Genomic DNA, 18,681 nt, shown 5'->3' with positions numbered 1-18,681 from the left:
AGAGGGCGGAAACCTAAATTTAGGTCAATGACAAAGTTGAGTCGGTCATGCCAAAATGGCGGCATGACGACAGGGCTCCGCGCGATGAAGAAGCAGCAGACCAGGGAGAACATCTCCCAGCACGCCACCAGGCTCTTCCTCGAACGCGGCTACGACAAGGTGACGATCGCCGACGTCGCCACCGCCGCGCAGGTGGCCAAGATGACGGTGACCAACTACTTCCCCCGTAAGGAGGACCTGGCGCTCGACCTGGGCGACGCGTTCGTCTCCGGGCTGGCGCACACGGTCGCCGAGCGGCCCGCCGGTCAGTCGGCGCTGGCCGCGCTCCGTGCCGCCTTCCTGGCCGCGGTGGAACGCAAGGACCCGGTGATCGGCTTCGCACCCCTGGAGTTCGCCCGGATGATCACCGACAGTCCCGCGCTGGTGGCCAGGCTCCGCGAGTTCCACGACGAGCGGGAGGCCGCCCTGGCCGACCGGCTCGCGGCCGAGACCGAGCCCGGCTTCCTGCCCCGGCTCGCGGCGGCCGAGCTCGGGGCGGCACACCGGCTGCTGTTCGACGAGACGCTGGCCCGGGTGCTCGACGGCCAGGACCACGACGGGATCGCCGCGGCGCTGACCGAGGCCGGGCGCATGGCCTTCGACCTGCTGGAGCCCTCCCTCGGAACCTATGCCGTCGCCGCGGATGCGTAGCCGCAACGAGCTCGCCGCCGACTACGCCGCCTTCCAGACCCGCGGGCGGCGGGCACTGCTCGACGGCGAGTCCACCCACGACCTCCCCTTCACCGAAGGCAGCCCGCGCTGGGGCATGACCACCATCCTGCGCCCGACGGGCCCCGCGCTGGACCGCCTGGAGTCGCTGGCCAGAGCGGCTGGCGAGGCCGCGGGCCCCGGCCACTGGACTCACGGCCGCGGCGTCCTGCACGTCACCCTCCGCTCGCTGGAGGCGTACCGGCAGGTGATCCCCGCCGCCGACCCGGCCCTGCTGACCTTCGCCGCCGCCCTGCGGACCGCGGCCCGGGGGCTGCCGCCGGTGCGGATGCGCGTCGAGGGCGTCAGCCCGCACGCCGGTGGCGTCCTCGCCTTCGCTTACCCGGAGGACGACACGATCTGGACCCTCCAGCGCCGGTACGACGAGGCGCTGGGGGTACGCGGGGCGTTCGAGTCGTGGCCCAGGGAGCGCTGGTACATCAGCCTGGTCCACTTCGCCGCGCCGCTGACCGACCCCAAGAAGGTGGTCGCCTGGTGCGACGACCACGCGGGCGAGGCGCCGGGCACGACCGAGATCCCGGCCGCCGACCTCGCCCACGCCACCATCGCCGGCCCGCACGTCCGCCTTACCACCCTGAAACGGGTCATACTGGACAGGTGATGATCGCCTTAACCTGGGTGACCCTCGGTTTGCTGGCCGCCAACACCGTCGTGGCCGCGTACGTCATCTTCTTCGACCGTTTCCCGCCCTGGACGCCGTGGTTGCGCAGGCACCGCTTGAACCGGATCAGCGGCTGGGGAAACCTGCTGGTGTCGGCCTCAATCGCGCTGAACATCATCGCCGCACACACCGACTACTCCTATCCGATCACGGCGGCCGCCCTCCTGTGCCTGGTGGGCGCGGCGGGGCTCTGGTACGTGGGTGGGACTAGAAGCTCGTCCCCAGCAGGCGGGCCACCTCCGTACGGTCGTTGACGCCCAGCTTGTCGTAGACCGCCTGCAGGTGGTTGGCGGCGGTGCGCATGGACAGGGTGAGGCGGTCGGCGATCTGGCGGTTGGTCAGGCCGGCCGCGGCGAGCTGGACGATCTCCCGCTGGCGCGGGGTCAGGTCCGGGGTGGCCAGTTCGACCAGGGCCGGGGTCGTGACGCCGGGGCAGCGCCTGGCCAGCGCCCAGGCGCGGGTCTGGGCGCCCTTGGCGGCGGTGCCGCGGCCCATCCGGCGGTAGGCGGCGGCCTCCTGCGCCGTGGCCTCCGCGGCGTACAACACCATGCCGAGCGACTCGAACTCGGCCGCCACCGCGCGCAGGCCGGGCGGGTCGTTGCGGGCGGCGGCGCGGGCGTGGCGGACGCAGATCTGGGCGAAGGGGCCCTCCATCCGACCGGCCAGCTCGTCCAGCGGGCCGGTCACCAGGTCGGCGGCGCCCATTCTGACGACGTCGTGCAGAGCGAGCATCCGGTAGCCCAGGTAGGGGCAGTCGGCGGCCATGGACAGCGCCGTCCGAACGGCCCCGTCGAGGTCACCGTCGGCGGCGGCCAGCCAGGCCTTGGCCAGCAGCACGGGCTGGAGCGTGTAGTTCCAGCATCCGGCCAGTTCTTCGGCTTCGGTCAACGCCTTTCTGGCGGTTTCCAGGTCGCCCAGGAGCGCCGCCGAGTGGGCCAGTTCTGCCAGGCACCTGCCCAGGTACGGCGAGCGGGCGCGCAGCCGTACGACATCCTCGCGGCACCAGCGCAGGGCGGCGGCCACGTCGCCGCGCAGGCGGCAGATCCGCGCGCGGTAGACGCCGAATCCGCAGACCGACAGGTCCGGCGCGGCCAGTTCGGTGCCCTGGACGGCGACGCGGGCGGCGTCGGCGAGTTCCCCCGCGAACAGGTGGGCCGCGCACCGCGCGTCCAGCATGACCGGCAGCGCGTGCGGGGCGCGGTCGCGCCAGGCGTCCGCGTCGGCCATGGCACGTTCCACGACGGACACGCAGCGGGCGCTGCGGCCGGAGTGGGCGCTCACCCAGGACTCCAGCGCGGCCAGGTGCCCGCTGCCGGGCGCGGTGTCGGGGGCGAGGTCGCGGGCGCGCGTGAGCGTGTGCTCCGCGGCGTCGAGGCGGCCGGTGAAGAAGTCGACGACGCCGCGGTGGACGAGCAGTTCCTGGCGCCAGGCCGGGTCGGCCAGTGTGTCGGCGGCGCCTTGGAAGACGCGGCCGGCCTCGTGGGTGTCGCCGGACCAGAGCATGTTGACGCCGAGCGCGAGCGCGTGCTGGGCGCGTTCGGCGTCGGTGGCGCCGGAGCCGCCCTGACGGCGCAGCACCTCCTGCGCGCCGCCGGTGTCGCCGAGGATCGTCAGCACCTGCCCGAGCAGCGCCACCGCCTCGATGCCCGCGCCCGCCTCGACCGCGGCCCGGCCGAGCCGGGCGGCCAGGTGCGGGTCCTGGCGCCCCCACGCCAGGTGCGCGGCGACCAGGAGCATGCGCGGGTCGGCGGGCGAGCCGCTGTCGAGCCGCCACACGGCCGCGCGCAGCATGTCGTCGCGTCCGCGCATCCCGCTGGCCTCCAGCGACTCCGCCAGCGTGCGCAGCCGCCGCCGGGCCCTGAGCGTACGGCAGCGCCCCCGCACCACCTCGCCATAGAGCGGATGGCCGAGCCGCATGCCGGGTCCGTCGGCGACGATGAGCCCGCGGTCCTCCACCCGTTCGACCGCGCCCGCCGAGGCCATCGTGACCAGCAGGTCGGTGCCGAGCGGTTCGCCGAACGCCACGAGCTCCAGCACCTCGCGCTCGTCCGGGTCGAGATGCCCGATCCGCTCGCTGACCAGCTCGCGCAGGCGGGTGGTCATCGACAGCCCGCCCCGCCAGCGCCACTGGCCGCCCTGCTCGGACAGGCAGCCGAGGTCGCGCCCGGCGTGGACGAGCTCGCGCAGGTAGAGCATGTTGCCCTCGCTCACCCGCGCCAGGTGGCGTACGGTCTCGGCCGCCACGTCGCCGCGCAGCGCCGCGGTGAGCGCCTGGCTGACCTCGTCGCGGGTCAGCGGCGCCAGCTCGATCCTGGTGACCAGCTCCTCCTTCCAGAGGGCGGCCACCGGCTCGGGCACGGGCTCGCCGGTCCGTACGGTGACCAGCAGTGCCGCCTCGCCCCGCGTGGCCAGGTAGTGCAGCAGCGCGGCCGAGGCGGCGTCCAGCCGGTGCGCGTCGTCCACGGTGACCAGCAGCGGGGCCTGGCCCGCCCGGGTCCGCAGATGCCGGGCGGCCCAGCCCAGCAGGTTCTCCCCGCCGTCCGGCGGCCCGCCCAGCACGTGCGCGAACGCCCCGAACGGGATCATCGCCGCGGTCTCCGTGCCCAGGGCCCGTACCACGCAGTACTCCGTCAGGCCCGCCGCCACCTCGGCCGCCAGCCTGCTCTTCCCCACTCCGGCCTCGCCCGCGATCATCGCTCCCGTGCAGGATCGCAGCGCCCGGCGGACGGCGGCCAGCGGGCCCTGCCGTCCGATGAATGGCCATCGATTGCTCATCGCAGCCCCTCCTCCCGGATCTCATCGTCTGGATCCCGGTTCGCGGGAGGTTCAGGTCTTCAGTCCCGCCGCCGCCAGCAGGAGATCCACCACCGCTTCGGTCCCGCTGAACGGCACCGGTTCGCCGCCCACCTCCTCGAGCAGCCCGCGGAGCTGACCGCCGGACTGCTCGGGTTCTACCAGGCGTACGATGACCGTCCTCATGCCCGCACGATCCACCGGCGTGGTTCAGGTCTGGTTCAAGTGAGTTTTCAGGTGGGGAACGGCGCGGGCTCGACCTCCAGCTCGCGCATGCGCTCGGTGTAGACGTGGTAGCGGCGGCGGGCGTCGCCGCGCCGTCCCGCCTGGTCGAGGGAGCGGATGAGCCCCAGGTGGGCGCGCTCGTCGTAGCCGTCGCGCTCCAGGAGCCGCAGCCAGTAGCGGGCCGCCTCGTGATGGCGGCCCTCCTCCGCCCGCGCGCCGGCCAGCCGCGCCGCCGCCTGCACGTAGGCGAGCCTGGCCTGCTCGCGCAGCCCCACGGCCCAGTCGGCGTAGGGGTCCTCCTCGCAGAACTCCCCGCCGTAGGCGGCCTCGGCCGCCTTCCACCGCGCCAGCGCCTCACCGCCGCGCCCGGCCTGCTCCAGCCGTACGGCCGCGCCGACCAGCCCCAGGAACCGCTCGATGTCCACGTCGGCATGGTCCAGGTCGAGCCGGAGCGCGCCCTCGTCGGAGACCACGATCTCCACCTCGTGCGCCGGGTCGAGCACCGCGCGCAGCGTGGAGACCATCACGTTGAGCCGTTTGAGCCCGACCGCCTCGTCCTCCTGCTCCGGCCAGAGGATCTCGACCAGGCGCTCCCTGCCGATCGCCCTGCCTCTCCTGCTGACCAGGATCTTCAGCAGGTCACGGGCCTTGCGGGACTGCCATGCCGTACGCGGGACGGGGAAGGAGCCGCGCAGCACGCGGAAGGCGCCCATCGTCTCGACCGTCACCCGCGCGCCCGAGGCGGGGGTGACGCGCGCCAGCAGCGCGTCGATGCGGTCGTCGAGCATGCGGCAGCCGATGGCGTGCATGCGCTCGGCCACCTGCCCGGCCACCTCGGCGCCGACGGCGGGGTCGGCGAGCGCCGCTCTGACCAGTTCGGCTCTGGCGCGTCCGACGGGGTCGCCGAGCGTGCTCCAGATGCGTACGGCGTCGTCGGCGCGGTCGTGGTCCTTGTCCAGTTCGGCCCGGAGTTCGGCGATGCCGGCCAGGCCGGTGTGGTGGCGGCGTTCGGCGGCGATGGGCTCCGCCTCGTCCAGCAGTTTCCTGGCGGCCTCCGCGCGGCCGGCGACGACGGCCACGCGGGCGGCGGCCACCCGGGCGCTCACCGCGGCCATGCCCTCGGTGTGCTTGAGCGCCTCGGCGGCCAGGCGGGCGGCCTCGTCGGGGTCCTCGGCGGCCAGGAGCTCGGCCAGCTCGGTCAGCGTGTTGCCGAGCGCCTGGGCGTCACGCGAGCGCCCGGCCTCCACCTGGACCCGGCGGTAGGTGGCCGCGGCCGCGGCGCGCTCGCCGCGCAGCGTCTGGATTCTGGCCAGTTGCAGCAGGCCGTAGCCGATGCGCGAGCCCATGGCCTCCCAGCGCGCGACGGCGTCGGCGGCGTCCACGGCGGCCTCTTCGAGCCGGCCGAGCCCGATCAGCGCCTTGGCCCGGTTGGAGACGGTCAGGGCGGCCCACGGTGCGAACGCCACCAGGTCGGACAGCCGGCCGGCGATGTCCACGTCGGCCAGCGCGGCGTGGTAGTCGGCCTCGTCGATGTGGCGTGATGCCCGGTTGGCCCGGATGCGGATGAGCTGGAGGATGTCGCCGGCGCGCTCGGCGTACTCCAGCGCCCGCAGGTAGTAGGCGTCGTTGGCGCGGCGGTCGCCGTCGAGCGCGGCGACCATGGCGATCACCGTGGTGGCGGCGGCCAGCGCGCCCGGGTCGCCCAGCAGCGCGGCGGCGTCGAGCGCCCGCTCGGCCATCTCCGCGCAGGCCGCCCGGTCGCCGCGTAACCACAGCACCGAGGCGGCCGAGGCGGTGCAGATCACCGCGTCGGCCGGCGGCGAGCCGTGCTCGGCGCCGCGCAGGTACATGGCCATGGCGGTGTCGAGGTCGCCGCGCAGGTGGTCGATGAAGCCGAGGCGCCGGGCCAGGAAGGCGTCGAAGGCGGGGCTGCCGGCCGCTCTGGCGAGCAGTTCGCGGGCGCGCCGCCAGTCGCCGCGGTTCTGCTCGGCGATCCCGGCCAGCCTCAGCATGGCCGGGCTCTCCCGCCGGTCCTCCGGCAGCAGCGCCAGCCCGGCCAGGACGTCGTCGCCGCGCTCGGCCAGCCGGGGTCCGTGCGCGGTCAGCAGCGACGCGGTCAGCTCGGGGTGCCCGGTGGCGACGGCGGCGCGCAGCGCCTGCTCGGGCTGGTCGTGCTCGACGTACCAGCGGGCGGCCACCTCGGCCGTGTCGTGGGACTCGTGCCGGTCGAGCGGCGCGTGCCTGGCCAGCACGTGCCGGCTGGTGGCGGTCAGCCGGTGACCGTCCTGGGCCGCTTCCAGGAAGAGCCCGCGGCCGGCCAGCGAGGTCAGCGTGTCGGGCGGCACGCCGAGCGTGGCGGCCAGGTCGGCGGTGAGCACCGGCAGGACCGTCGCCGCCCGCAGCAGCTCGCGCATCTGGGTGGGCAGGTCGCGCAGGGCGTCGAGCGTGAGGCGTTCGAGCGTGTCGGAGGTCGCGGCCAGGCCCGAGGCCATCGCGGGCCACAGCGCGGGCTCGGCGCGGGCCATGGCGTCGAGCGCGGCCCGCACCGCGGCGGGCCAGCCGCCGCTGGCCGCGTGCAGGGCGGGGGCGATGGCGGCGCCGGACGCGCCGAGCCGGTCGCGGGCCCAGTCGGCGCACTCGCCGACGCTCAGGGCGAGGTCGGTCGCGTCGAAGGTCAGCACTTCGAGGTCCTGGCGCAGCCGCGCGGTCGGGAACGGCAGCGGCGCCCTGGACGCGGTCACGATGTGCAGGTGCCGGGGCGCCGCGCGCACCAGCGTCTCCACGAACCGCACCGGACCCGGCGCGCCGGCGATCACGTCGAGGCCGTCGAAGACCACCACCAGGCCGCGCCGCAGCCGTAACCGCAGAGCCTCGGCCAGCGCGCCGGCCAGCGCCGCCGCCCTGGCGGGTTCGTCGGCGTCGGGGCCGAGCGGGGCGTCAGCGGCGGCGGGCAGTTCCGCGGGCAGGTCGGGCACGCGCGTGGCCAGCTCCGCGATCACCGCGGCGGAGAACGGCGCGAGCTCCCGGTCGCCCGGTCCGAAGCGGTGCAGCACGCCGCCGACGGCCTGGCTCCACCCGGCCAGCGCGATCGACTTGCCGTAGCCGGTGGCCGCGACGAGCGTGGTGAGCCTGTGCGTCAGCGCACCGTCGAGCCGCCGGTCGAGGGCTGGACGGGGCCGCACCCACCCGCGTTCCACCCCCGCATGTTACGCCCCGTTTCGCGGGCGACTCCAGAGTTCGGAAAGTGCCACCTCCCGTTCACGCGCAGAGAGGAGCACTATGGTCAGGTACCTCTTTCCGAGGAGGGCGCCGTGGATCAAGACCTGCCCGGCGGAGCGCGCGTGATCGTCGGTGTGGACGAGTCGCCGGCCGCGCGCTTGGCGCTGGCCTGGGCCATCGGCGCCGCACGACTACGCCGCATGCCGCTGGTCGCCGTGCACGTGAGCCGGGCGCCGATCCATCCTTTCCCCGAGGCACTGCCGCTGCAGCACGCGGCCAGGTCCGGAGAGGAGGCTCGAAGTACGGAGGTGGTCGCCGACGCCTTCGCCGAGGTGTGCGGCGGTGTGCCCACCGACATCGTGACCGCGGTCGTCGGCCGGATGGGCGACCCCGGCTACCACCTGGTCGACCTGGCCGGCGAGTGCGACCTGCTGGTGCTCGGCCGCAGCAGGCGCGGCCTGCTCAGCCGGATGCTGCTGCCCTCGACCAGCATGTACTGCGCCCGCCACGCGCGGGCCACGGTGGTGATCGTGCGTGAGCCCGCGCCGCCCGACGAGCCGGAGGTCTCGGGCGAACGCGGGCACCGGCGATTCTGGAGCCGTTGACTTACCCCGGGCGATTTGTCAGGAGAAGCAGGGCTTTGTCCAGCCGGTCCCGGCGGGCCTCCGGCGTCAGCGCCTGAAGCACCGGCAGCATGGCCAGATAGCGCCCGGTCTTGTCGAGCCGCTCGAACGCCTCCTTGGCGGCGGGATCCGCCTCCAGCGCCGCCGCCAGGTCAGGCGGCACCACGGCCGTCTTCTGCGACTCGTAGGCGGCCGCCCACCTGCCGTCCTCCTGCGCCCTGCGCACCTCGGCCAGGCCGGGCTCGCGCATCCGGCCCGCCGCCGCCAGCATGGCCACCTTGTCCACGTTCACCTGCGACCACAGGCTCTTGGCCCGGCGCGGCACGTATTTCTGCAGGTAGTACCGCTCGTCCAGCGAACGGCGCAGCCCGGAGACCCAGCCGTAGCAGAGCCCGATGTCGACGAGCTCGTCCTCGGTCACCGTCGCGATGCCCGACTTCTTCTTGGCCACCTTGATCCACACGCCTTCCTGCCGCGTGTGGTGTCCGGTCAGCCAGCTCTCGAACGCCGGGCCGTCGGCGAAGGCGAGGACCTCCACCCCGTCGAGCTCATCCATGCGCGTCAGGCTAGCGCTAGCACTTCTTGACGCCCGGGAAGGGGTCCTTCCAGGTGTAGAGGGTGCTGGCCGGCACCCAGCCGTAGCGGCCGCTGTCGTCGCCCTGGGTGTAGTACCAGACGTTGTTGCCGCCGCTGTGCTTCTCGCCCCTGGTGTAGCACTTGAACCAGCTCGGGTTGGAGCGGAGCGTGTCCACCCTCCTGGGCCAGGTGTGCTGGTTGTCCGGGTCGCCCCAGCTGGTCTTGTTGTAGACCGGCCTGGGCGCGTAGTTGCCGCACTTCAGGCTGCCGTCCCCCTGGGCGTAGCAGGGCGGGTTCTGGGCCTGGGCCGCCGCCCCGATGCCGACCGTCACCCCGGCCGCCGCCACAACCGCCATGACCACCGTACGTACTCGCATGATGTTGATTCCCCTCGTATCCGCGAACAGGGGAGACGCTAGACGCGCGGGCTATCGATTCGCTTTAGAGCGGTTATCAGCAGGCGGACGCCCTCGGGGATGGCGGTGCGGGAGATGCCGCCGTAGCCCAGGACCACGCCGTGGGCGGGTGTGCCTTCCGCGTAGTAGGAGGACAGGGACTCCACGGCCAGGGACGGCGCCGGCCGTACCTCCAGGGTGGGGTCGAGGCGGGCGCAGACGTGCAGGCCCGCGGCGGACGGGACCAGCCGGAAACGGCCGTCGGCCGCGAGCAGGGCGGTGATCCGCGCGTGCCGGGCCGCGTACTCCTTGGTGGCCTTTCTGATGTGCCTGGCCAGCAGGCCCTCGTCGATGAAGCGGGCCAGCGCGGCCTGCGCGAACGGGTCGCCGTGCCAGTCGGTGAGCTGCTTGGCGGCGCGCAAGGCGGCGCGGAGGGAGGCGGGCGCGACCAGGAAGCCCAGCCGCAGCGTGGGCAGCAGCGTCTTGGAGAAGGAGCCGACGTAGACGACCCGGCCGGCGCCGTCGAGGCTCTGCAACGGTTCCAGCGGGCGTTCGCCGAAGCGGAACTCGCTGTCGTAGTCGTCCTCGATGATCACCGCGTCGCGGTGCCGCGCCCACTCCAGCAACACGGTACGGCGGGCCAGCGACATCGGCACGCCCAGCGGGAACTGATGCGACGGCGTCACGTAGACCAGCCGGGCGGCCTTGGGCAGGGCTGCGACGTCCAGGCCCTCCTCGTCCACCGGCACCCCGGCCACGCGGGCGCCGAGCGAGCGGAAGAGCCGGCGGGCCGGCGGATACCCGGGCTCCTCGACGGCCACGCACGCCCCGGGCTCGATCAGCACCCGTCCGATCAGGTCGAGCGCCTGCTGGGCGCCCTGGGTGACGATCACGTCGTCGGCGCCGGCCCGTACCGAGCGGCTGATGCCCACGTGCCGCGCGATCGCCTCCTTGAGCGAGCCGTCGCCCGCGGGGTCGATGTAGCCCGCCGAGCCCACCCGCAGCTCCCGTGCCAGCAGCCGCCGCCAGCTCGCGATCGGAAACAGCTTCGGATCCGGCAGCCCGACCGTGAAGTCGTGGAGCACCCGGCCGCGCGGCGGCATCAGCGGCTCGGCCGCGCGCCAGAACGCCCTCGGCTGCACCACGCCTCTGGGCGCCGACCTTCCCCTGACCGGCTCGCCCGTCACGAACGTGCCCGCCCCGGCCCGGCCGGTCAGGAAGCCGTCGGCCACCAGCCGGTCGTAGGCCACGGCCACGGTGTTGCGCGAGACGTCGAGGCGCCCGGCCAGCTCGCGGGTGGGCGGCAGCCGTTCGCCCGGCCGGAGCCGGCCGTCGAGTATCGCGTCGAGCAATTGCCGGTATATTCGCGCGGCCAGGTCGCCGCGGCCTTCGAGGCTGACGTGGAAGTCCACTCTTCACCCTCCTTTTCGGCCGGGTGGACCTAGCTCCACCCTGGCGTGCATCTGAGTGCATTCCTGGGGCTGTGCCGTACTTCTAGCGTCATTGATATGAATGTCACGCGTCGAGGTTTCATCGGTGGCACGGCCGCTGTGAGCGGCACGGCGATGCTGGCGGAAAGCGCGTACGGCGCCGCCGGCGACCACCCGGCCATCGGTCCGGTGATCGTCAAGCCTACCGACCCCCGCTACGACGACCTGGCCGAGCGCCGCACCAACCAGCGCTTCCGCCACGAGCCCGAGTACTTCCACATGGCCGGCTCCACCGAGCAGGTCGTGGCCGCGGTCAACCAGGCGGTACGGGCCGGCCGCCGCGTCACGGTCCGCAGCGGCGGCCACTGCTACGAGAACTTCGTCGGCGACGGCGCGCAGGTGGTGATCGACCTGTGCGAGATGAAGGAGGTCACCTACGACGAGAAACGGCGGGCTTTCCTGGTCGAGGCGGGCGCGACGCTCATGCAGGCGTACCGGACCCTCTACTTCGGCTGGGGCGTCACTCTCCCCGGCGGCCAATGCGGGGGCGTGGCCGCCGGGGGCCACATCGCCGGCGGCGGGTACGGCCCGCTGTCGCGCCGGCTCGGCCTCACCGTCGACTACCTGCACGCCGTCGAGGTGGTCGTCGTCGACGCGTCGGGCCGCGCCCGCGCCGTCGTGGCCACCAGAAACCCGTCCGACCCCAACCACGACCTGTGGTGGGCCCACACCGGCGGAGGCGGCGGCAACTTCGGCATCGTCACCCGCTACTGGCTGCGCGACCCGGCGGCCCGCGGCGACGACCCGGCCAAGCTGCTGCCGAAGCCGCCGGCGAAGGTCGTGTCCGGCATCGCCATCTGGTCGTGGGCGGGCATGACCAAGGAGTCCTTCCGCCGGCTCCTGCGCAACCACGGAACCTGGCACGAGCGCAACAGCTCCCCCGACTCCCCCTACGCCGGGATGATGGGCTCGCTGATCATCCCCGGCCGCAAGTCCGGCGACGACCCCGGCGGCATGATCCTGCCCACCCAGATCGCCGGGGACGTACCCGACGCCGAGCGCCTGCTACGCGACTTCTTCGCCGCCGTCGGCGAGGGCGTCACCCCGGAGGCGTTCGTCCCGCCCGTCCTGCACCAGCCCTGGTTCCAGGCGGTCCGCGACCTCTCCCTCGGCGCGGAGCAGGAGACCGGCCGCTACAAGGGCAAGTCCGCCCATCTCCGCAAACGTTTCACCGACGCGCAGGCCGACGTCGCCTACGACCACCTCACCGCCCCCGGCCCGGTGGCCGACGGCGGAATGCTCTGGCTCCTGTCGTACGGCGGGCGGATCAACACCGTCGCCCCCACCGCCACGGCCACCCACGAACGTTCGTCCATCCTGAAGGTCATCCACCTGGCCGGATGGGCCCCGGAACAGGACGGCAAGGCCCACCTGGAGTGGGTCCGCAGCCTGCACGGCAAGACGTTCGCGCAGACCGGCGGCGTCCCCGTCCCCGGCGGCAACTGCGGCGGCGCCTACATCAACTACCCCGACACCGACCACGCGGACCCGCGCTGGAACACCTCCGGCGTCCCCTGGTCCACCCTCTACTACGGCGAGAACTATGCCCGCCTGCAGCGGGTCAAGGCACGCTGGGACCCCCGCGGCGTCTTCCACCACGGCCTGTCCGTGCGCGCCTGACGAGTCTGTGCCCCGGGAGCGGCTGGCGTGGGCGCGTTCCCGGGGCGTTGGTGGTCTCCGCGTCCACCCGGGGGGCGCCATTCCCGTCGGGCAGGCCGGAAGCCGCGTCCCTGTTCTTTCAGGACGACTTTTCTCGATAAAGGCTTTTGTGTCACGAACGATCACTAAGATAGCCGGACGATTTGCGGATGCGCCAATGTATTTATCCGCCCCTTCACTGCACCCTTCCCCCTAAAAGGTAGGCTTTGGGGGGTTGAGTGGATACTGTCCTGAACTGGACAAATGCCCGCTCATTGCTTTGATGGTGAGAGTGGCCCTTCTGAGAAGATCGCTTGCCGCTTTCGCCCTAACCGGTTTCGCCAGCGCCCTCTACCAGAGCTGGCGCTCACATCAGGATCGCCTCCGGCACCCGCCGCCAGGACGCCTCGTGGACGTCGGCGGACGCATGATCCACATGCTGGAGGCCGGTCGCGGCTCCCCCACCGTGGTGATCGTCCCGGCGCTCGGGACGACCTCGATCGAGTACGCCCCCCTCCTGCCCGTCCTCGGCCGGGAAACCTCGGCCGTGGTCTTCGACCGCGCCGGCATGGGATGGAGCGACCCCGTCAGCTCGCCGCTGGCCATGCTCGACGCCGCCGCCGACCTGCGCAGAACCCTCGCCCTGTCCGGGTACGGCCCGCCGTACGTGCTGGTGGGGCACTCGATGGGCGGCTACGTCGTCCGACTGTTCGCCGCGGCCCACCCCGGCGAGGTGTCCGGAGTGGTGCTCGTGGACTCCAGCCACCACGACCAGGCCAGCCGCTACCCGGGCTACCACCTCACCACGATCAGGCGCGCCCTCATCGAGCGGCTCACCCCGTACGGCCTGCGCCGCCTGGCCATCGACCTCGGCCTCCTGGACAGCCCCGGCCATCTCGACCTCGGCGACCACCAGCGCCGCACCACATGGTGGGAGCAGACCCTGCGCGCCCAGATCGGCACGGAGACCGGCCGCCGCGCCCCCACCCTGGGCGGCATCCCGCTGACGGTGGTGACGTGCAGCGAGCACAACGAGGACAACAGGACGCCCGAGCAGGCCGCCAGCTTCAGCCGCCACTACCGCATCTGGTTCCCGATGCAGCGGGAGCTGACCGGCCTGTCGACCAGCAGCAGGCACATCGTGGCCGAGAACGCCGGGCACTACGTGCACCGCGCCCGCCCGGACGTGGTCACGAAGGCGATACTCGAGCACGTGAAAGGCGCCGGCCCCCTGTGAGGTCGGGGCCGGCGCCTAGAACTGAGAATCTACTTGAAGGCCTTCAGCCGCAGGCTGTTGGACACCACGAAGACGCTGGAGAAGGCCATCGCCGCACCCGCGATCATGGGGTTGAGCAGGCCCAGCGCCGCCAGGGGCAGCGCCGCCACGTTGTAGGCGAACGCCCAGAACAGGTTGCCCTTGATGGTCTTCAACGTCTTGCGGGACAGGCGGATCGCGTCGGCCGCCACCCGTAGGTCGCCGCGGACGAGGGTCAGGTCGCTGGCCTCGATGGCGGCGTCTGTGCCGGTGCCCATCGACAGCCCGAGGTCGGCCTGGGCGAGCGCGGCGGCGTCGTTGACGCCGTCGCCGACCATCGCCACGACCTTGCCCTCCTGCTGCAGCTTCTTGACCACGTCGACCTTGTCGGCCGGCAGCACCTCGGCGATGACCTGGTCGATGCCGACCTCGGCGGCGACGGTGGCCGCGACGGCCTGGTTGTCGCCGGTGAGCAGCACCGGGGTCAGGCCGAGCGCGCGCAGCCGCTCGATCGCCTCCTTGCTGGTCGGCTTCACGACGTCGGCCACGACGAGGACCGCGCGGGCCTTGCCGTCCCAGCCGACCGCGACGGCGGTACGGCCGGCGTTCTGCTCGGCCTCCAGCGCCTCGACCAGGTTCGCGGGCAGGTGCTGCGACCACTCCTCCAGCAGCCTGGGCCGCCCGACCAGCACCGCGTGCCCGTCGACGATGCCCTGCACGCCGAGGCCCTCGACGTTGGCGAAGTCCTCCACCGTGGCATCCGACTGAGCGGCCTTGGCGACGGCCTGCGCGATCGGGTGCTCGGAGGCGTGCTCCAGCGCTCCGGCCAGCCTGAGCACCTCGTCGCGGTCCTCGCCCTCGGCCAGGTGCACGTCCGTGAGCGTCATCCTGCCCTCGGTGACGGTGCCGGTCTTGTCCAGGACGATCGTGTCGATCTTCCGGGTGGACTCCAGCACCTCCGGGCCCTTGATCAGGATGCCCATCTGGGCGCCCCGGCCGGTGCCGACCAGCAGAGCCGTCGGCGTGGCCAGGCCCAGAGCGCAGGGGCAGGCGATGATCAGGACCGCGACCGCCGCGGTGAAGGCGGCACCGGCGCCGTTGCCGGTGCCGAGCCAGTAGCCGAGCGTGCCCACGGCCAGCGCGATCACGATCGGGACGAAGACGCCCGAGATGCGGTCGGCCAGGCGCTGCACCGCGGCCTTGCCGGTCTGCGCGTCCTCGACGAGCTTGGCCATCTGGGACAGCTGCGTGTCGGTGCCGACCCGGGTGGCCCGCACGATGAGCCGGCCGCCGGCGTTGACGGTGGCGCCGGTGACGGGGTCGCCCGGCCGTACCTCCACCGGGACGGACTCCCCGGTCAGCATGGAGGCGTCTACCGCGGAGCTGCCTTCCTGGATCACGCCGTCGGTGGCGATCTTCTCGCCGGGCCGTACGACGAAGGTGTCGCCGACCGCGAGCTGGTCGGTGGGGATGCGGCGCCCGTCGGCGAGCTCCACGTCCTTGGCGCCGAGCTCCAGCAGAGCGCGCAGGGCGGCGCCCGCGCGGCGCTTGGAGCGCGACTCGAAGTAGCGGCCGGCCAGGATGAACGCGGTGACGCCCGCGGCGGCCTCAAGGTAGATGTTGCCCGAGCCGTCGGTGCGCTCGATCGAGAACTCGAACGGGTGCGTCATCCCCGGTACGCCCGCGGTGCCGAGGAACAGCGCCCAGATCGACCAGAGGAACGCGGCGATCGTCCCGATGGAGACCAGCGTGTCCATGGTGGCGGCGCCGTGGCGCAGGTTCGTCCAGGCGGCCTTGTGGAACGGCCAGCCCGCGTAGACCACGACCGGCGCGGCCAGCGTGAGCGACAACCACTGCCAGTACTCGATCTGCAGCGCCGGGACCATCGCCATCGCGATCACCGGGATGCCGAGGACGAGCGAGGTGATGAGCCGGTTGCGCAGCGGCCTGAGCTCGTCGTCCTCTTCGGCGGCGGTTCCCGCCTCGGCCTTCTCGACCTTGGGCAGCGCCGCGGTGTAGCCGGCCGACTCGACCGTCGCGATCAGCTGCTCGGGGTCCAGACCTTCAGGAAAGGTGACCTTCGCCTTCTCCGTCGCGTAGTTGACCGTCGCGGTCACGCCGTCCATCTTGTTCAGCTTGCGCTCGATGCGGTTGGCGCAGGACGCGCAGGTCATGCCGCCGATCGATAGCTCGACGGCGCCCTGGGGCTGGTCGTCGGTGAGGGAGGACATCACCTCTCCTTTCTGTACGTCGCGTCCTGCTAGTGGCCGTGCGGGGTGGAGTCGTGGTCGTTCTTCGCGGTCGGCTTGGCGACTGTGCCCTCACCGGCCTTCGCGGTGAAGTCCGCCGTGTGTACGGCTCCGCCGTGCTGGAAGTCCAGGAACAGACGGTAGTCGCCCCCACTGGGTGCCTCGGCGTAGAACGTGATTCCCGGGCCCGGCTGCGTCTTGCCGTCGCCCGGCGCGCCGTCGGGGTGCACGTGCAGGTAGGCCAGGTCGCCGGCGCGCAGGGCCACGAGGTGTCCATATGCCCCTAGATACGGCTGCAGGTCGGTGACCGGCTTGCCGTCCTTGCTGACGTTCAGCGTGAGCTTGCTCGACTGGCCGGGGACCAGGTCTCCGTCGAGCGTCACTGTGTAGCCGTCGACCTCGGAGGTGCGGCTGACCGCCTTCAGCGGCTTGGGCTGGAAGTCGCCCGCGACCTGGATGTCGGCGCCGAGCGTCAGGGCCTGGCCGCCGGTCGGGGTGAAGTCGGCGAACGCGCGGAAGGTTCCGGCGGCCGGGAAGGCGATCTTGACCGACCAGGTGCCGTCGGCGCTCATCTCGGGGTGGACGTGCTGGAAGCTGGACAGGTCACGGGAGACGACGATGAAGTGGAGCTTCTTGTCGTGCTCGACCTGGTAGTCGGTCACCGGCTTGCCGCTGGGGCCCGTCACGGTGAACTGGAAGTCGGTGGGCGCACCGGCCTTGGCGGCGGTGAGCGGGTTGAGGGTGTAGCCGTTCTGCGACACTTGGAGCCCCCCAGGGGTATCACTGGCGCTTTGCGTTGTTGCTGGCTTGGAGGTTGGCTGCTTGGAGGTTGGCTGCTTCGACATTTCCGACATGTCGTGACCTGCGGTGACGGGCTTCTGCGGGGTGGCCTGGGGGCCGGCCAGGTTGCCGACGCCCCAGGTTCCGCCGAAGACGACCGCAAGACCGAGCACATATGTCCCGAGCTTCGCGGCGGTGTTCACTTCGTCACCAGCTCATATCCGGCCTCTTCGACGGCCGAGCGGATGTCCGCGGCGTCGATCGGGCTCACGCTCTCCACGGTCAGCAGTCCACTGGCCAGGTCGACCTCCACAGAGGAGACTCCCGCGACCTCGCTGACCTCTTCCTTGACGGAGCTGACGCAGTGGCCGCAGGTCATGCCCTTGACGGTGTAGGTGGCGCTGGTCATGTCGATCTCCTTAGCTTCTCTGTCTGCCTCTGAGTGTAACACCGTACCCCCCTAGGGTATTTCGGGGCTACACGGAAACCTCGTTCTGATCCTGTACGGCGGCGCGCGGCCGGCGCATGAGCACCACGCTCAGCAGGGCGCCGAGACCCGCCACCACCGCGGCGCCGATGAAGGCGCCCTGGAAGCCGTCGATGAGCTCGGCCTGGGAGGTCGCGATGGCCGTCATGACGGCCAGCCCGACGGCGGACCCGACCTGGTAGGTGGTGTTCACGATGCCCGAGGCCAGCCCGGCCTCCTCCGGCTTGGCGCCGGACATCGCCGAGATCATGGCCGGGATGTAGGCCAGGGACATGCCCACGGCCGCGATCAGGCTCGCCGGCAGCACGTCCACCACGAACGTCCCGCCGGGCCGCGCGAACGACAGCCCCGCCACGCCCGCGGCCAGCACCGCCAGCCCGAGCACGATGAGCGGCTTGGCCCCGAACCGGCCGAGCAGCCTGGCCGTGATGCCGATCATGAAGATCATGACCGCGACCGTCATCGGCAGCAGCGCCGCCCCGCTGGCGAACGCGCCGTAGCCGAGGGTCTGCTGCAGGTAGAGGTTCAGGAAGTACCACATCGGGATCCAGGCGGCGCCGAGCAGCGCCATGGCCAGGTTGGCGGTGGCCAGGCCGGGCGTACGCCAGATCGACAGCGGCATCAGCGGCTGCTTGACCATGCGCTGCACGATCAGGAACAGCACCAGCAGTGCCGCGCCGGCGGCTCCGGCGATCAAGTTCTCCGCCACGATCGCGTACACGACCAGCGCCAGGCCGGCGGTGACCGAGATCGCGCCCACGACGTCCACCGAGCCGCGCCTGCCCTTGACCGCGGGGAGAAGTCCGGTGGCGGCCAGCGTGGCCAGGCCGATCGGGATGTAGACGATGAAGACCCACGGCCAGCTCAGGTACTCGGTGATGACGCCGCCGAGGAAGACTCCCGCGGTGCCGCCGGCGGGGGCGGCGGCGCCGTACAGGGCCATGGCCTTGCCGAGCTCCTTCTGGTTGTGCCCGAAGAGCATCATGAGCAGCGTCATCGCCGCGGGCGCGATGAGCGCCCCGCCCACTCCCTGTACGGCGCGGCCGAGCACCTCGACCCACGCGGTGCTCGCGGCGGCGGCCAGCACCGAGCCGGCGATCAGGATGATCCAGCCGGTGGTGAAGACCTTGCGCGCGCCCAGCAGGTCGGACAGCCGGCCGCCGAGCAGGAGCAGACCGCCGAACGCGATCACGTAGGCGTTGAAGACCCACTGGAGCCCGCCCGGGGTGAACCCCAGCTGCCGCTGCATCTCGGGGAGCGCCACGCCGATGATGGACGTGTCCATGATCACCATGAACTGGGCGGTCGCGAGCACGAGTAGCGCCCACCACCGCCTGGGATTTTCGGTAGCCACTGCGATCTCCTTTGTACTTATACCCCCATGGGGTATCTCGACGGCGAGGAACGTAACATACCCCATGGGGGTTTGTCTACTTGCCTGATTCGGGAGGTTCCTGGGTGCTCGACAGCGGGAGTACGGCCATCACTTGCTAGGCTGCATCCAACCGTTGGGTCTCACCCC

16 protein-coding genes are annotated in these 18,681 nt (G+C 72.2%); 6 read left to right on the top strand and 10 right to left on the bottom strand.

What is annotated here, in order from left to right; genetic code table 11:
• Positions 1-63 precede the first annotated feature (63 nt).
• From ACFWYW_RS15505 to ACFWYW_RS15495, 3 genes are read left to right on the top strand one after another with little or no spacing between them, the layout of a single operon-like run.
• The gene (locus ACFWYW_RS15505) at positions 64-690 is read left to right on the top strand and encodes a TetR/AcrR family transcriptional regulator (RefSeq protein ID WP_379615731.1); all 627 of its coding nucleotides are present in this window, start codon (positions 64-66) and stop codon (positions 688-690) included.
• Positions 683-1,369, top strand: coding sequence for a hypothetical protein (locus ACFWYW_RS15500; RefSeq protein WP_379615733.1), 687 nt, complete (start codon positions 683-685; stop codon positions 1,367-1,369). The genes ACFWYW_RS15505 and ACFWYW_RS15500 overlap by 8 nt, the downstream gene beginning before the upstream one ends.
• Entirely contained in the window at positions 1,366-1,683 is a 318-nt protein-coding gene (locus ACFWYW_RS15495; RefSeq protein WP_379615735.1) for a hypothetical protein, read from the top strand. Before ACFWYW_RS15500 ends, ACFWYW_RS15495 begins: the two co-directional genes overlap by 4 nt.
• On the opposite strand, the gene ACFWYW_RS15490 is transcribed toward ACFWYW_RS15495, so the two are convergent.
• The 3 genes from ACFWYW_RS15490 to ACFWYW_RS15480 are packed head-to-tail and all read right to left on the bottom strand — an operon-like array spanning position 1,637 to position 7,644.
• Positions 1,637-4,204 carry a LuxR C-terminal-related transcriptional regulator gene (locus ACFWYW_RS15490; RefSeq protein ID WP_379615737.1) on the bottom strand — a complete coding sequence of 856 codons (2,568 nt, stop codon included), beginning with the start codon at positions 4,202-4,204 and terminating at the stop codon, positions 1,637-1,639. The genes ACFWYW_RS15495 and ACFWYW_RS15490 overlap by 47 nt on opposite strands.
• A 51-nt stretch (positions 4,205-4,255) precedes the next feature.
• Complete coding sequence (locus ACFWYW_RS15485; RefSeq protein ID WP_379615739.1) at positions 4,256-4,408, bottom strand: hypothetical protein; 153 nt, start codon at positions 4,406-4,408, stop codon at positions 4,256-4,258.
• Between the two features lie 47 nt (positions 4,409-4,455).
• Positions 4,456-7,644 carry a BTAD domain-containing putative transcriptional regulator gene (locus tag ACFWYW_RS15480; RefSeq protein ID WP_379615741.1) on the bottom strand — a complete coding sequence of 1,063 codons (3,189 nt, stop codon included), beginning with the start codon at positions 7,642-7,644 and terminating at the stop codon, positions 4,456-4,458.
• A 114-nt stretch (positions 7,645-7,758) separates the two neighbouring features.
• On the opposite strand from ACFWYW_RS15480, the gene ACFWYW_RS15475 reads away from it, so the two are divergent.
• On the top strand, positions 7,759-8,271 hold the full coding sequence (locus ACFWYW_RS15475) for a universal stress protein (RefSeq protein WP_379615743.1): 513 nt from the start codon (positions 7,759-7,761) through the stop codon (positions 8,269-8,271).
• 1 nt (position 8,272) lies between these two features.
• On the opposite strand, the gene ACFWYW_RS15470 is transcribed toward ACFWYW_RS15475, so the two are convergent.
• The 3 genes from ACFWYW_RS15470 to ACFWYW_RS15460 are packed head-to-tail and all read right to left on the bottom strand — an operon-like array spanning position 8,273 to position 10,672.
• A complete protein-coding gene (locus ACFWYW_RS15470; protein WP_379615745.1) occupies positions 8,273-8,845 on the bottom strand; it encodes a YdeI family protein in 573 nt (190 codons plus the stop codon).
• 16 nt (positions 8,846-8,861) lie between these two features.
• Positions 8,862-9,242, bottom strand: a complete 381-nt coding sequence (locus ACFWYW_RS15465; protein WP_379615747.1) for a hypothetical protein — start codon at positions 9,240-9,242, stop codon at positions 8,862-8,864.
• Between the two features lie 38 nt (positions 9,243-9,280).
• Positions 9,281-10,672, bottom strand: a complete 1,392-nt coding sequence (locus ACFWYW_RS15460) for a PLP-dependent aminotransferase family protein (RefSeq protein ID WP_379615749.1) — start codon at positions 10,670-10,672, stop codon at positions 9,281-9,283.
• Between the two features lie 96 nt (positions 10,673-10,768).
• Between ACFWYW_RS15460 and ACFWYW_RS15455 the strand changes: the two genes are divergently transcribed.
• A complete protein-coding gene (locus ACFWYW_RS15455) occupies positions 10,769-12,370 on the top strand; it encodes an FAD-binding oxidoreductase (RefSeq protein WP_379615751.1) in 1,602 nt (533 codons plus the stop codon).
• Between the two features lie 427 nt (positions 12,371-12,797).
• A complete protein-coding gene (locus tag ACFWYW_RS15450) occupies positions 12,798-13,625 on the top strand; it encodes an alpha/beta fold hydrolase (RefSeq protein ID WP_379615753.1) in 828 nt (275 codons plus the stop codon).
• 29 nt (positions 13,626-13,654) lie between these two features.
• On the opposite strand, the gene ACFWYW_RS15445 is transcribed toward ACFWYW_RS15450, so the two are convergent.
• The 4 genes from ACFWYW_RS15445 to ACFWYW_RS15430 all read right to left on the bottom strand — a co-directional run bounded on the left by ACFWYW_RS15445 (position 13,655) and on the right by ACFWYW_RS15430 (position 18,513).
• Positions 13,655-15,874 carry a heavy metal translocating P-type ATPase gene (locus ACFWYW_RS15445; RefSeq protein ID WP_379615755.1) on the bottom strand — a complete coding sequence of 740 codons (2,220 nt, stop codon included), beginning with the start codon at positions 15,872-15,874 and terminating at the stop codon, positions 13,655-13,657.
• A 29-nt stretch (positions 15,875-15,903) separates the two neighbouring features.
• Positions 15,904-16,875: a hypothetical protein gene (locus ACFWYW_RS15440; RefSeq protein WP_379615757.1), complete on the bottom strand. Its 972-nt coding sequence runs from the start codon at positions 16,873-16,875 to the stop codon at positions 15,904-15,906.
• Entirely contained in the window at positions 16,872-17,081 is a 210-nt protein-coding gene (locus ACFWYW_RS15435) for a heavy-metal-associated domain-containing protein (protein WP_184959061.1), read from the bottom strand. Before ACFWYW_RS15435 ends, ACFWYW_RS15440 begins: the two co-directional genes overlap by 4 nt.
• 67 nt (positions 17,082-17,148) lie before the next feature.
• Complete coding sequence (locus ACFWYW_RS15430) at positions 17,149-18,513, bottom strand: MFS transporter (RefSeq protein WP_379615760.1); 1,365 nt, start codon at positions 18,511-18,513, stop codon at positions 17,149-17,151.
• Between the last annotated feature and the right edge of the window lie 168 nt (positions 18,514-18,681).

Source organism: Nonomuraea sp. NPDC059023 (assembly GCF_042740095.1).
Taxonomy (GTDB): Bacteria; Actinomycetota; Actinomycetes; order Streptosporangiales; family Streptosporangiaceae; genus Nonomuraea.
The sequence above is the reverse complement of the archived record's forward strand: the minus strand, read 5'-3'. Positions and strand labels throughout refer to the sequence as shown.

What these genes read in the sequence shown, in the direction of transcription:
- ACFWYW_RS15490 (WP_379615737.1), bottom strand. Translation starts at nt 4,204, where the DNA reads ATGAGCAATCGATGGCCATTCATCGGACGGCAGGGCCCGCTGGCCGCC.
- ACFWYW_RS15485 (WP_379615739.1), bottom strand. Translation starts at nt 4,408, where the DNA reads ATGAGGACGGTCATCGTACGCCTGGTAGAACCCGAGCAGTCCGGCGGT.
- ACFWYW_RS15465 (WP_379615747.1), bottom strand. Translation starts at nt 9,242, where the DNA reads ATGCGAGTACGTACGGTGGTCATGGCGGTTGTGGCGGCGGCCGGGGTG.
- ACFWYW_RS15445 (WP_379615755.1), bottom strand. Translation starts at nt 15,874, where the DNA reads ATGTCCTCCCTCACCGACGACCAGCCCCAGGGCGCCGTCGAGCTATCG.
- ACFWYW_RS15505 (WP_379615731.1), top strand. Translation starts at nt 64, where the DNA reads ATGACGACAGGGCTCCGCGCGATGAAGAAGCAGCAGACCAGGGAGAAC.
- ACFWYW_RS15500 (WP_379615733.1), top strand. Translation starts at nt 683, where the DNA reads ATGCGTAGCCGCAACGAGCTCGCCGCCGACTACGCCGCCTTCCAGACC.
- ACFWYW_RS15470 (WP_379615745.1), bottom strand. Translation starts at nt 8,845, where the DNA reads ATGGATGAGCTCGACGGGGTGGAGGTCCTCGCCTTCGCCGACGGCCCG.
- ACFWYW_RS15455 (WP_379615751.1), top strand. Translation starts at nt 10,769, where the DNA reads ATGAATGTCACGCGTCGAGGTTTCATCGGTGGCACGGCCGCTGTGAGC.
- ACFWYW_RS15435 (WP_184959061.1), bottom strand. Translation starts at nt 17,081, where the DNA reads ATGACCAGCGCCACCTACACCGTCAAGGGCATGACCTGCGGCCACTGC.